The 13,229-nt window shown below is 72.5% G+C and carries 12 protein-coding genes; 3 read left to right on the plus strand and 9 right to left on the minus strand.

Translation table 11 applies throughout. The annotated features are described in order from the left end of the window. Window positions 1-7: 7 nt before the first annotated feature. The 9 genes from H958_RS37650 to H958_RS37660 form a co-directional block, all read right to left on the minus strand. Complete coding sequence (locus H958_RS37650) at window positions 8-955, minus strand: lysylphosphatidylglycerol synthase domain-containing protein (protein WP_051324320.1); 948 nt, start codon at window positions 953-955, stop codon at window positions 8-10. Window positions 956-1,055: 100 nt separating this feature from the next. Beyond that, window positions 1,056-1,691, minus strand: a complete 636-nt coding sequence (locus tag H958_RS0115565) for a TetR/AcrR family transcriptional regulator (RefSeq protein WP_051324321.1) — start codon at window positions 1,689-1,691, stop codon at window positions 1,056-1,058. Then, the gene (locus H958_RS0115570) at window positions 1,688-3,226 is read right to left on the minus strand and encodes a class I adenylate-forming enzyme family protein (RefSeq protein WP_051324400.1); all 1,539 of its coding nucleotides are present in this window, start codon (window positions 3,224-3,226) and stop codon (window positions 1,688-1,690) included. Before H958_RS0115570 ends, H958_RS0115565 begins: the two co-directional genes overlap by 4 nt. A 113-nt stretch (window positions 3,227-3,339) precedes the next feature. Then, complete coding sequence (locus tag H958_RS0115575) at window positions 3,340-4,647, minus strand: ABC transporter substrate-binding protein (RefSeq protein WP_028059353.1); 1,308 nt, start codon at window positions 4,645-4,647, stop codon at window positions 3,340-3,342. Further along, complete coding sequence (locus tag H958_RS37655) at window positions 4,635-5,717, minus strand: branched-chain amino acid ABC transporter permease (protein WP_051324322.1); 1,083 nt, start codon at window positions 5,715-5,717, stop codon at window positions 4,635-4,637. Before H958_RS37655 ends, H958_RS0115575 begins: the two co-directional genes overlap by 13 nt. Then, window positions 5,717-6,604 carry a branched-chain amino acid ABC transporter permease gene (locus H958_RS0115585; RefSeq protein WP_028059354.1) on the minus strand — a complete coding sequence of 296 codons (888 nt, stop codon included), beginning with the start codon at window positions 6,602-6,604 and terminating at the stop codon, window positions 5,717-5,719. The genes H958_RS37655 and H958_RS0115585 overlap by 1 nt, the downstream gene beginning before the upstream one ends. After that, window positions 6,601-7,380 carry an ABC transporter ATP-binding protein gene (locus H958_RS0115590; protein ID WP_156028012.1) on the minus strand — a complete coding sequence of 260 codons (780 nt, stop codon included), beginning with the start codon at window positions 7,378-7,380 and terminating at the stop codon, window positions 6,601-6,603. Before H958_RS0115590 ends, H958_RS0115585 begins: the two co-directional genes overlap by 4 nt. Window positions 7,381-7,385: 5 nt before the next feature. Further along, on the minus strand, window positions 7,386-8,150 hold the full coding sequence (locus H958_RS0115595; protein ID WP_028059356.1) for an ABC transporter ATP-binding protein: 765 nt from the start codon (window positions 8,148-8,150) through the stop codon (window positions 7,386-7,388). Between the two features lie 179 nt (window positions 8,151-8,329). Continuing rightward, window positions 8,330-10,498, minus strand: coding sequence for an MMPL family transporter (locus H958_RS37660; RefSeq protein WP_051324323.1), 2,169 nt, complete (start codon window positions 10,496-10,498; stop codon window positions 8,330-8,332). A 195-nt stretch (window positions 10,499-10,693) separates the two neighbouring features. On the opposite strand from H958_RS37660, the gene H958_RS0115605 reads away from it, so the two are divergent. The 3 genes from H958_RS0115605 to H958_RS37665 all read left to right on the plus strand — a co-directional run bounded on the left by H958_RS0115605 (window position 10,694) and on the right by H958_RS37665 (window position 13,227). Then, entirely contained in the window at window positions 10,694-10,987 is a 294-nt protein-coding gene (locus H958_RS0115605; protein ID WP_028059357.1) for a hypothetical protein, read from the plus strand. Window positions 10,988-11,019: 32 nt separating this feature from the next. Further along, window positions 11,020-11,352: a TfoX/Sxy family protein gene (locus tag H958_RS0115610; protein ID WP_028059358.1), complete on the plus strand. Its 333-nt coding sequence runs from the start codon at window positions 11,020-11,022 to the stop codon at window positions 11,350-11,352. 108 nt (window positions 11,353-11,460) lie between these two features. Beyond that, window positions 11,461-13,227 (plus strand): S8 family serine peptidase, encoded by a 1,767-nt coding sequence (locus H958_RS37665; RefSeq protein WP_156028013.1) that lies wholly within the window; start codon window positions 11,461-11,463, stop codon window positions 13,225-13,227. The last annotated feature ends 2 nt before the right edge of the window (window positions 13,228-13,229 follow it).

A 13,229-nucleotide genomic window follows, 5' to 3' on the forward strand; every position in this document is an offset into this window, starting at 1 on the left:
AGTGAGGTCATGTGAGCGCGATCGCGGCCAGGGCCACGCCGGTGCAGCAGAACGCCGCGCCGATGTCGGCCGCCCGCGACAGGCGTTGCCGGCGCACCGGGCATGCCCGCCAGAGCATGTCGCCCGCGCCCCACGCCGCGTAGGCGAGGTCGGCCGCGAAGCCCGTGGCGGTCAGCAGCACGCCGGCGGCGGCGGCCGGACCCACGCCGCCGGCGCCGAAGATCAGGATCGCCGCGCCGGCGCTGGTGCCCGGCCCGATCGGCAGGATGCCGAGCACCCCGGCACCGACGATCAACGCCATAGCGTCGAGCGGGCCGGCGTGCAGGCCGACGGCGTGCAGCACCAGCAGGTTGCGCGCCGTCTCGCACGCCGCGATCGCCGCGATCAGCCCGCCGATGCGCGCGCACGCTCCGCTCGCGCGCAGCGCCGCGAGGCCGCGCCATGGGCCGTTGGAGCGCCGGGCGAAGCGGCAGAGCGCGAGAAACAGCGCACACGCGCCGATGAGGACGGCGGGCGCCGTCCACCACGGCGCCCCGAGCGGGCCGACGAGCGAGATCGACATCGCCGCGGTGCCCACCAGCTGCACCGCGAAGATCGGGACCTCGGCGGCCACGAGCGTCGCTGCCGGCGGCGCCTGGTCGCTCGCGACGGTCCGCAGCCCCCAGACGCGCAGCGCCGTGCCGAGCGACGGCGAGAGGACGTTGGCGGCGAAGCTCAGCGACGCGACCTGGTACGCCGCGCGGCGCCGCAGGGTGCCCCCGGCGGCGGCGACCGACACCGCCCACGCCTCCGACCGGGCGACCACCGAGCCGGCGTGAAGCCCCGCCGCCATCAGCAGCGTGGCGACCGGAACGCCGGCGACGGCGCGCACGAACGCGTGGCGGTGGCTCGCCAGCGCGATCAGCATGCCGGCGACCAGCGCGACGCCGAGCAGCACGGTCGCGCCGCGGCGCACGGCGCGCGAGCATCGTGGGCGGCTCACCGGCACGAGCGACACGCTCTTGTATCGGCACGTCCGCGCGCAGTCCGCAGGCCCGGCCGGCGCTCGCCGCCGCTCAGCCGCCCGCGCCCAGCCCACGCAGCAGGAAGCGCATGGCTTCCTCGAAGACAGGCTGCGGGATCTCGTCGGTGTCGCCCCAGAGGATCCAGCGTAGGCCGATCAGCTCCCCTGCGCCCATCAGCGCCCAAGCGAGCACTTCCGGGTCGCCCGGCGCGATCTCGCCGCGCTCCATCGCCTCCTCGAGGCCGCGCGCGTAGCCGTCGACGATCCGCTCGTAGTGGTGGCGCAGCGCGGCCGGCGACGCGAACTCCGCCTGGCGGATCACGCGGTAGAGGCCGGGGTGCTCTGCGGTGAAGCGGAAGAACGCCTCGAACCCGAGGCGCTCGGCCTCCGCGCGGGTGCCCCCGCCCGACGCCGCCTCGTCCATCGCCCGGCGCACGCGGCGGTTGAGGTCCTCGACGAGCTCGTCGAAGATCCCCTGCTTGCCGGAGAAGTAGAGGTAGAACGTCCCGTTCGCGACGCCCGCGGCCTCGGCGATCTTGACGATCGAGGCCTCGTGGTAGCCGAGCTCGGTGAAGACCTGCTCGGCCGCCTCCAATAGCCGTGTGCGCGTGCGGGCCCCGCGCTCGGTGCGCGCGCCGCGAGCCGGCAGGGTCTCGGCGCTGGTGGCCGCAGCCTCGGGCCGGATCATCGCGCCCGCCCGGCGAGGTGGTGCTCGCGCAGCCCGGCCTTGAGCAGCTTGCCCGAGGCCGAGCGTGGGATCTCCTCGGCGAAGCGCACGGCGCGAGGCACCTTGAAGCGCGCCATGCGCGCGCGGCAGTGGGCGAGCAGCTCCTGCTCGCCGGGGGCGGCCCCCGGGCGCAGGACCACGATCGCGACGCCCACCTCGCCCCAGCGCTCGTCCGGGACGCCGATCACCGCGGCGTCGGCCACGGCTGGATGCTCGTGCAGGGCGGCCTCGATCTCGGCAGGGTAGACGTTCTCGCCTCCGGAGATGATCATGTCCTTGAGCCGGTCGCGGATGCGGTAGAACCCCTCCGCGTCGCGCTCGGCCACGTCGCCGGTGTGCAGCCAGCCGTTGTGCAGGCTCGCGCGCGTCGCCTCGGCGTCGCGCCAATACCCGGCGAACACGCCGGGCCCGCGGACCAGCAGCTCGCCGCTGCCGGGGCCTTCGACGACGGCGCCCGAGCCGGTGTCCTCGAGCGCGACCTCGACGTGCGGATACGGCTTGCCCACCCACCCGCGCCGGCGGCTCGCGTCCTCGCGCGACACGCACAGTACGTTGGGGGACGCCTCGGTAAGGCCGTAGCCCTGCGCGATCGCCACGCCCCGGGCTTCCCACGCGCGCAGGAGCGCCTCGGGCATCGGCGCGCCGCCCACGATCGCCCGGCGCAGGCTCGTGAGGTCGGCGTCGCCGAAGCCCGGCGCCTCCGCCATCAGCAGGTAGTTGGCAGGAACTCCCATCATCGCCGTGATCCCCCTCTGTTCGATCAGCTCGAGCGCCCGCTGCGGGTCGAACCTCGGCTCGAGCACGACCGTGGCCCCCTTCCACCAGGCGAGCAGCGGCTGCACGTTCCAGCCGCCGACGTGGAACTGCGGCAGCACCTGCAGCACGACGTCCGCCTCGCCGAGCTGGCCGATGCGGTCGAGGCTGAGGTTGGTCCAGAAGCAGTTGCGGTGGGTCAGCCGCGCGCCCTTGGGGCGTCCGGTGGTGCCGGACGTGTAGAGCAGCAGCAGATCGTCGGAGTCCTCCGGGCGCCGGCGCGCCGGGGCCGGCCCCTCGAGCGCGTCCAGCCGGGCGCGGGCCAGGGCCAGCCGGCGCGGGGTCGTCGCGGTCAGCGCGAGCGCCGCATCGGCCAGCGACTCCATCGGCGGCTCGACGAACAGCGCGGCAGGCGCCGCGTGCTCGAGCTGGTAGGCGAGCTCGGCCGGCGCCAGCCGCCAGCTCAGCGGAGCCAGCACCAGCGCCGCCTTGGCGCAGGCGAAGAGCAGCTCGACGTGCTCCGGCCGGTTGACGGTCAGCGACGCGACGCGATCGCCCCGGCGCAGGCCGAGCCGCACGAGCGCGTCCGCGAGGCGCTCGGACCGCTGGTCGAGCTCGGCATACGTCGTCGTCTCGTCGCCGTGCTCGATCGCGACCCGCGCCGGGGTCACCAGCGCCCGGTCGCGGATCCAGCGGCCGAGCGTCAGCTCGCCGGAGCCGCCCGCGCCCGGGCGGGCGGTCACCGTACGGAGCCGGACCGGGTGCGCGGATGCATGGCCTGCATCGTGCAGGCGGCGCATCCGCGTTACCGCGGTATGACGCTCGGCCAACGCTGGACCTCTGTCCGGTTGCGCGCTCAGCGCGACGCCTCGAAGTGCATGCTCTTCGCCGCCGTGCCGGTGAAGTAGCCCTGCAGCTGCGTGAGGAACCCGGGCGTGGAGGCGCTCACGCGCGAGATCCCGCTCATCCGCGAGACGGGCCCGAGCGCCGGTGTGTAGTTGATCTGCGGCACGAGGCCGCCGAGGTTGACGGAGCCGAGATGCAGCTTGGCGTCGACGATCCCCTGCCGGCTGAGGTCGCCGGAGGCGATCGCCTTGCGCAGGACTGCGGTCTCCATCTGCGCCATCGCGTACCCGTACATGAAGTAGTAGTCGGGGATCTGCGCGGGAGCGAACCGCTTCGTGTCGGCGAGGAACTTGCCCATGCCGGGCACGCTCTTGTCGCCCCACTGCGCCTCGTACCCGAGCACCCACACGTTGGACGCGAGCGCGCCCGCGACCGGCGTCGGCTTGCCGGCGGTGGTCCCGTCGGCGCTCATCAGGTACTCCGACCACGCCGGTCCCTGGAACACCCACGTCGGGTTGTACCCCTGCGACGCGCCGGTGCCGACGAGCTTCGCCCCCGCGCCGGGGACGCCGATGACGAACACGTACTGCGCGCCCGCCGACCGCATCTTCTGCACCTGCGCCGTGAGGTCGGTGTCGTCGACCCTGTACGTCGCGCGGGCGACGCTGTCGAAGTGGTAGGTCTTCAGCGCGGTCGTGTAACCGCGCAGCCCGTCCTGGCCGTACTCGTCGTCCTGGTAGATGATGCCGATGCGGGGGTGCGTCTCGCCCTTGTCGTGCACGATGTAGTGGAGGCCGTTGGCGACGTCGATCGCGTACGGCGTGCCGATCACCGCCATCAGCGGGTCGGTGACCAGCGCGGAGTCCTGCGTGGCGGCGCCGATCAGCATCTTCTGGTTGCCGGCGAGCGGCTGGATCGCCTTCGTCGTCGGACTGCCGAGCGACTGGGCGATGAACGCGACGTTCCCGGCGATGCTGTTGAACTGCTGCACCTGCGTCTGGGGGTCGTACTTCGAGTCGCGCTTGACGAGCTTGACCTTCCAGCCGTCGATCCCGCCGGATGCGTTGACGGCGTCGAAGTAGGTCTGCTGCCCGGCGGTCAGCGGCTTGCCGATCGCCGCCACCTGCCCGGAGAGCGGGCTCAGTACGCCGAGCGAGATCGTCTTCGTCTGCGCGTCGACGCCCGGGCCGGTCTTGATGCCCGACCCTCCTTCGCCGGCCGCCCCGCCGCTGGATCCCGTGCCGCAGGCCGCGAGGCCGATCGCGAACATGCTCGCGATGCATGCGCCGGCGAGCGGACGCAGGTTCACCTTGCCCATCTTGCATCTCTCCTCTGGACTAGCTGGTCTTCTTGCGAAGGTCCTTTTTCGGTATCGGCGGGCCGCACCGGGGCGCGCGGCAGCAGCGCCGCGGCGCGCCGGCCGAGCCCGACCATCCCGCGCGGCTCGAGCACGAAGAACGCGATGATCAGCACCCCGAACGCGATCGAGGCGATGTCGTCGATCGGCAGCCCCGTGGACGACTGCGGGATCAGCGACTGCAGCACCGAGGGCAGCGCGAAGATCACGATCGACCCGAGCAGCGGGCCCCACACCGTGCCGATGCCGCCGACGATGATCGCCGCGACGTACTGCACCGAGAGCAGCACGCTCCACTGCCCGGGCGTGACGAACGACAGGTAGGACGCGTACAGCGCTCCGCTCACGCCCGCCAGGAACGACGAGATCACGAACGCGTTCATCTTCGTGCGGGCGAGGTTCACGCCCATCACCGCCGCCGCGATCTCACGCTCGCGCACCGCCTGCATCGCACGCCCCGGCCTGCCTCGCGAGAGGTTCCAGACGAAGAGCATCGCGGCCCCGAGGATGAGCAGCGCGAGGTAGTAGTAGAGCCCGTTGTGGTCGATGACGAGCCCGCCGAGGGTGAGCTGCTGCCCGGACGCGAAGTCGAACGGGCCGAAGGTCACCGGCGGGACCGAGCGGCCGCCCGGGCCGCCGGAGATCGACGGCACGTTGAACCACAGGTGCTGGCCGATGTAGACGAGGCCGATCGTGACGATCGCCAGGTAGAGGCCGTGCAGGCGCAGCGCGGTCGGGCCGATCAGCGCCCCGCAGAGGGCGGCGACCACGCCGGCGGCCGGTAGCCAGATCGCGGCGGACAGGTGCGCGTCGCCGCCCAGGACGGCGGCCGTGTAGGCGCCGACCGCGAGGAAGAACGCGTGCCCGAGCGAGACCTGACCCGTGTACCCGGTCAGGACGTTGAGCCCAAGCGCCCCGATCGCCGCGATCAGCACGAACGATGCGGTGGTGAGCTGGAACGCGTCCAGGCCGAAGGGGAGGATGATCGCCGCGATCGCCACGGCGACGACTCCGGTGCTCTTCGCCCGCATCACACGCGCTCCACCGGCCGGGTGCCGAACAGGCCGTAGGGCCTGACCATGAGCACGAGGATCATCACGACATAGGGCGCGACGTCGGAGAAGTTGTTGCCGAGCCAGCCCGGCGAGTAGCCCGAGGTGAGCACCTCGACGATGCCGATCACGATGCCGCCGACGACCGCGCCGGGGAGCGAGTCGAGGCCGCCGAGGATGATCGCCGGGAACGCGCGCAGCGCGACGTCTCCCAGCGACGGGTTGACCGAGCTGGGGAAGCCGCTGAGGAACAGCCCGCCCACCGCCGCGACGCCGCCGGCGATCGCCCACGTGAGCGCGTAGACCCGCTTCAGCGGCACGCCGACCGCCAGCGCCGCCTCCTGGTCGGAGGCCGTCGCGCGCATGGCCAGCCCGTACCGCGAGAAGCGGTCGAACGCGAAGTACAGCGCCAGGACGAGCCCGGTGCAGACGATCGTCCAGATGCGCACCCAGTTGAACGTGACGCCGCCGGCGTGCGCGGCGGAGGCTCCCCACGGGTCGCCGAGGAGACGCGCGTTGCCGCCGAAGAGCGCCGGGATCGCCGAGTTGATCACGATGCTCAGGCCGATCGTGATCATCACCAGGACGAACACCGGTTGGCCGAGCACGCGCTGCAGCACGAGGACCTGGAAGACGACGCAGGCCGCCGCGAGCAGCGCGATCGTGACGACCACCGCCAGCGCGAACGGCAGGTTCAGCGAGGTCGCGAACACCGAGATGAGGTAGGCGCCGACGAGCAGCAGGCTGCCCTGGGCGAAGTTGATGACCTGGCTGGCGCGGTAGATCACCGTGAAGCCGACCGCGACCAGCGCGTACACGCAGCCGAGCGCGAGGCCCTGGAAGAGCAGCTGGAGGAAGGCGGTCACAGGATCGCCCCCTCCGGCTCGAGCTCCTCGCCGAGGTAGGCCCGGATCACGCGCTCGTCGCGCTGGATCTCCGCCGGGGTGCCGAGCGCGATCGTCTCGCCGAAGTCGAGGACCAGCACGCGCTGGGCGATCCGCATGACCATGTTCATGTCGTGCTCGACCAGCAGCAGCGTCAGGTCGCGCTGCTCGTGCATGCGGCGCACGAGCGCGGTGACCTCCTCGCGCTCGGTCAGGCTCATGCCGGCGACCGGCTCGTCGAGCAGCATCAGCTTCGGCTCCATCGCCAGCGCCCGCGCGATCTCGACGCGCTTGCGGATGCCGAACGGGAGGGTGCCGACCCGGTCGTGGGCGTGGTGGGCGAGCCCGGCGAACTCGAGCGCCTCCATGGCCGCGGCGCGATGGCGGCGCTCCTCGCGGCGCGCGTACCCGAGCCACAGCCCGGTCCGGAGGCTTCCCGACCGCATCAGGTGGTGCCGGCCGATCAGGACGTTCTCGATCGTCGTGAGCTCGCCGAAGAGCCCGAGGTTCTGGAAGGTCCGCGCGAAGCCCGCGCCCGCCAGGCCGGAGGCGCGCAGGCGCAGCAGGTCGGCGCCCTCGAACCGCACGCTGCCCGCAGTCGGCTGGTACACGCGCGAGAGGACGTTGAACAGGGAGGTCTTGCCGGCGCCGTTGGGGCCGATCACGGCGAACAGCTCGCCGCGGGCGACGTCGAAGCCGACGCCGTCGAACGCGGTGACGTTCCCGAACCGCAGGGTGAGGTCGCGCACTTCGAGCATCGCAGTCATGCGACCGGCACCGCCGAGGTCCCGAGATAGGAGGCGCGCACGCGCTCGTCGGCCAGAAGCTCCGCGGTCGGGGCGTGCGCCCGGACGCGCCCGGTCTCGAGCAGATAGGCGTGCTCGGTCACGCGCAGGGCGAGCGCGGTGCTCTGCTCGACGAGCAGCAGCGCGCAGCCGCGCTCGTTGACGGTCCGCAGCGCCTCGCCGATCTGCGCCACGACCCGCGGTGCCAGGCCGAGCGACGGCTCGTCCAGCAGCAGCAGCCGCGGCTGGGCCATCAACGCCCGCGCGATCGCGACGATCTGCTGCTGGCCGCCGCTGAGCTGGCCCGCTGGCTGGTCGGCGCGCTCCGCGAGCATGGGGAACAGCTCGCCGAGCTCGTCGCGGATCTGGCGCTCGGGGCGGCCGGTGCGATTCTGGAAGGCGCCGATGCGCAGGTTCTCGGCCACGCTGAGGTCCGCGAAGACGCGGCGGCCCTCGAGCACCTGCCCGATGCCGGCGGCGACCAGCGAAGCGGCGTCGGCGCGCTCGATCGAGCGGCCGGCGAAGCGGATCGTGCCGGTCGTGACCTGCCCCCCGTGGAAGCGCAGGAGCCCGGTCACCGCGCGCAGGGCGGTTGTCTTGCCGGCGCCGTTGGCGCCCACCAGCGCGACCGCCCCGCCGTCAGGCACGGAGAAGTCGACGCCGTCGAGCGCGAGTACGGAACCGCCGTAGGTGACGCGGAGGCGCTCGACCTCCAGCAGGGGTTCGTCCGCGAACGCGGTCATATCGGAACTGCCTCTCTCCTAGATCCCTCGAACCCAGGCTGGGTTCGCGACGCAGCATGAAACCTGATTCACCTCTCAGATTCAAGGCCAAAAATAATCGGCGCGCGCTGATCCATACGGCAGCGACGCGCCGATCGGGAAGGACGCGGCGGCCCGGCGAGCCGGGCCGCCGCAGGGGCTCAGACCGAGACGGGCTGCGGCTCGCCGCCTTGGCGCGAGGGCAGCTCGGCCGACTCGGGCGGCTCGATGTTGAGGTGCGGCAGGCGCCGCTCCAGCCACGCCGGCATCCACCACATCGCCGGGCCCACGAGATGCATCACGGCCGGCAGGAGCAGGAGCCGGATGATGAACGCGTCGATGAAGATCGCCGCGGCGAATCCGACGCCCATCATCGCCAGCGCGCGCTCGTTGCCGATCGCGAAGGCGCCGAAGACCGCGATCATGATGATCGCCGCCGCCGTCACCACGCGCCCGGTCATGGCAAGGCCGTGGCGGACGGCGTAGCGCGCGTCGCGCGTGTGCGTCCACTCCTCGTGCATGCGCGAGACGAGGAACACCTCGTAGTCCATCGAGAGGCCGAACACGACGGCGAAGACCATGATCGGCAGGAAGGACTCGATCGGGCCGGTCGCGTCCCCGAACAGGCTCGCCAGGTGGCCGTCCTGGAAGATCAGCGTGACGACGCCGAACGCGCCCGTGATCGAGAGCAGGTTGAAGATGCCGGCCTTGACCGGGATCAGCAGCGAGCGGAAGACGACCGCGAGCAGGAGCAGCGAGAGCCCGACCACGACGCCGATGAACAGCGGCAGCTTGTCGCGGATCGTCGCCGAGAAGTCGAGGTTCGTCGCCGTCGCGCCGCCGATCGACACGCGCGTGCCTGTCTCGCGCTCGATCGGCGGGAGGGTGGTGTCGCGCGCCGTCTTGACCGTCTCGTCGGTGCGCTCGTCCTGCGGCGTGGTCGTCGGGTAGGCGATCATCGTCGCCGTGTCGCCCGCGTCGTTGACCACGGGCGGCAGGACCTGGGCGATCCCGTCCTGCTTCTTCAGCGCGTCGCCGATCTGCGCCAGCGCGGCCTGGTCGCCGCCCTTGGGCAGCTCGACCGCGAGCAGCAGCGGCGCGTTGAAGCCGGCGCCGAAGCCCTGCTTGAGCAGGTCGTAGGCGACCCGCGTGGTGTCGTCCTTCTTGTACGTGCTCGCGTCGCTGGTCGAGAGCCGCATGTGCAGCGCGGGCAGCGCGAGCGCGATCAGGACGGCGAGCGCGAGCACGGCCACCGGCAGCGGGCGGTCCGCCACGAAGCGGCTCCAGCGGGCGGCGAAGCCCGTCTCCTCGTCGGCGCTCGTCGCCTTCGCGCGCTTGATCCGCCGGCCGATCCGCGTCCCGAGGATCGCCGGGATCAGCGTCAGCGACGCGATCATCGTGGCCAGGACCGAGAGCGCGGCGCCGATCGCCGGCCCGTAGAGGAACGAGATGCCCAGCAGCATCATGCCGAGCATCGCGATCACGACGACGATGCCCGCGAAGAGCACGGCGCGGCCGGAGGTGTCGAGCGCGATCAGCGTCGCTTCCCGGACCTCGCGCCCGGCGCCGCGCTCCAGCCGGAAGCGGTTGAGGATCAGCAGCGCGTAGTCGATCCCGACGCCGATGCCGATCATCGCCGCGAGCTGCGGCGACCAGTCGACGACGTCGAGCACGCGCGTGCCGATGACCGCCATCAGCGCCAGGCTCACGACCATCGCGAACAGGGCGTTCAGGAGCGGCAGGCCCATCGCGACGACGCCGAGCGTCATGAACAGGACGATCGCGGCGACGAGGATGCCGAAGATCTCGCCGGCGCCGCCCTGCTGGGCGGTCGACCAATGGATGACGTCGCCACCGAGCGCGACCTGCACCCCGCCCTTGCCATCCAGCGCGAGCGTGTTCTCGGCCATCGCCTTGACCTGCTTGACGTCGACGTCGCCGGAGCTCTTGCGGAACTGGATCTGGGCGAACGTGATCCTCCCGTCGCGCGAGACGGGCGCGCCGCCGGCGAAGGGATCGCCGACGGCGAGCACCTCGGGCGACTTCTTGATCGTGGCGACGGCCTGCTCGATCGTCGGGCGGTTGCCCGCGTCGAGCACCTTGCCGCGGTCGACGGCGAAGACGACCGTCGCGGTGTCCCCGGCCTGCTGCGGGAAGCGATCCTTGAGCAGGTCGTAGGCGCGCTGGGACTCCGTGCCGGGGAGCCGGAAGTTGTTGACGTAGTCGCCGGCCGCGGAACCCCACAGGGCAGCGAGAACGACGAAGGCGGCGACCCAGAGGCCGATCACAGTGCGGCGGCGGTCGTGGCACCAGGCGGCGAGCGTACGCATGAACGCGAAATTAGGCGTTCCCGGTCCGGCGCTCGCTGGAGGTAGCCGTACAGACGGGGCGTTGCTGGCCGCAGTACCCACTGAACCGGGGCGATGCGTCCGCTCGCGGCGCGTCGGGGACCCCACACGAGCCGGTTCGGCGCGCAGCCGGATGGGTAGCCGGACTTGAACCCCACTTCAGAAGGAGCGAGCAAAGTGCTCAGCCTCACCGACAACGCCGCCGAGGCCGCCCGCCAGCTCGCCGCGGACTCGGGTCTGGAACCCGACCCCGGACTTCGGATCTCCGCCGGCGAGCCGACGGCCTCAGGCACGCCGCTCGAGATCACGCTGGCCTCCGGGCCGCACGAGAGCGACCAGACGGTCCAGGACGGAGGCGCGACCGTGTACGTCGGCGACGACGTGGCCGGGTTCCTCGACGACAAGGTGCTCGACGCGGCGATCGAAGGCGACCGCGTGCGATTCCGCATCGGGACGGCTCGCGCCGCGTGAGCGCGGCGCTCCGGGCGTAGCATCCCGGGGCGATGGCGTACGACGAGGCGCTCGCCGGCCGCGTCCGCGACCGGCTCGCCGGCGAGTCCGGCGTGGAGGAGAAGCGGATGTTCGGCGGGCTCGCCTTTCTGCTCGGCGGCAGCATGTCCGTCGGCGTGCGCGGCGCGGACCTGATGGTGCGTGTCGGCTCCGACGGGGCCGACGACGCGCTCGCGCGCCCGCACGCGCGCCGGTCCTACATGGGCGAACGGGAGATGAAGGGCTGGATCCTCGTCGCGCCGGAGGGGCTGGAGAGCGACGAGGCGCTCGGCCACTGGGTGCGCCGGGGGCTCGCGCACGCGCGCAGCCTGCCGCCGAAGGGCTGACGGCATGGCGGTCGACGGCGGACCGGCGATTCACGTCGACACGCATTTTGCACTGAGCCTTCGCTTCCCGGTACGGTCGCCCCAGCGGCCGACGAGGAGGTGCGGAAGATGCTCGACGAGGCGGAGCTGGAGCGCCTGCTGCTCGGGTCCACCGGGTGGCAGCGGTACACGCAGGACTCGCCGGTCTACGCCGACGTCTGGTTCGGCTACTGCGGCCGGCCGGAGCGCCGGCAGGACCTCCTGCTCGAGCCGCACCACCGCGCGCCGGCCGGAGTCCTCGCCAAGGCCGTCCGCGAGCGGCTCGCGCTCGAGAGCACGCACCGGCTCGCGTACGCCGGCGAGTACGTCGCCGCCGAGCTGACGCTCGCCGAGTTGCTGGCGGCCGTGCTGCCGCTCTCGTCCTGGTGGAAGGACCTGATCCGCCCGCAGGAGGGCTCGGTGTTCGCGCACTTGGAGGCGTACGTCGCCGGACAGCGGCTGGACCCGGACCCGGCGGGCGATCCGCAGGAGGTCCCGCCGCCGTCCGACGAGCTCGCGTGGCTGCTCACCGTCGCGGGCCGCACGCTCACCAACACCTCCGACGGGGAGGCCGAGCAGCAGGGGCTCGGCGACCTGCGCGTCCTCACCGAGGAGGTCCTCGACCGCCTCGGTCACCCGACCGATCAGCCTGAGGCGATCCCGCCGCTGTGGTCGGTGAGCCTGAACCGCCCGGTGCGCCCGACGCTGTGGCGCTCGCGCGAGACGGTCAAGGCCGACGCCGCCGGCCGCCTCTTCCCGTCCGACACGGACGGCCTCGCCTGGGCGGTGATCGACTCCGGCATCGACGCCCGGCACCCGGCCTTCAGGCGCCGGTCCGGCGACGGGCGGCCGATCGAGGCCCCGGCGGACTTCGGCGACGCCACGATCGTCCGCGCGACGTACGACTTCACCGGCCTGCGCGACAAGATCGCCGCGGAGATCGCCGGGGCCGGCGCCGCTGCGACCACCACCGCGCTCCAGGACGCGCTCGCGCAGGGCCTGTCGATCGACTGGCGCCTGTACGAGCCGCTGATCGCCGTCCACCACGACGCCGGCTACGCGGTCCCCGCCGACCCGCACGGCACCCACGTCGCGGGGACGATCGCCGGCGACTGGCGGCCCGGCGACCCCGACGGGCCGCGGCACCCGCTCCAGGGCATCTGCCCAGGCCTGACGTTGTACGACCTTCGGGTCCTGGGTGCCGGCGGCGGCGGCGACGAGTTCGGCGTCCTCGCCGCGCTGTCGTTCGTGCGCTGGCGCAACAGCCAGAGCGGCGGGACCGTGATCCACGGCGTGAACCTCTCGTTCGCGCTCGATCACAACGTGCTCAACTCGGCCTGCGGCCGCAGCCCGGTGTGCCTCGAGGCCGAGCGGGTACACGACGCCGGCGTGGTCGTCGTCGCCGCGGCCGGCAACGACGGTCGCGCCGACTACACGTACCACGGCGTCAAGAGCGAGGGCTACCGGACGGTCTCGATCACCGACCCCGGCAACGCCGAGGCGGTCATCACGGTCGGCTCGACGCACCGCATCGAGCCGCACGCCTACGGCGTCTCGTACTTCTCCAGCCGCGGGCCGACCGGCGACGGACGCGCGAAGCCGGACCTCGTGGCGCCGGGGGAGAAGATCACCGCGCCGATCCCGGGCAACCGCTCCGCGCGGATGGACGGGACGAGCATGGCGGCGCCGCACGTCTCCGGCGCCGCCGCGCTGCTGCTCGCGCGCCATCGCGAGCTGATCGGCCGGCCCGGCGAGGTCAAGCGCGTGCTCTGCGACGCCGCGACCGACCTCGGGCGCGAACACCACTACCAGGGGCACGGCATGCTCGACATCCTCCGCGCGCTGCAGTCGGTCTGACG

Source organism: Candidatus Solirubrobacter pratensis (assembly GCF_000425945.1).
Classification (GTDB): Bacteria; Actinomycetota; Thermoleophilia; order Solirubrobacterales; family Solirubrobacteraceae; genus Solirubrobacter; species Solirubrobacter pratensis.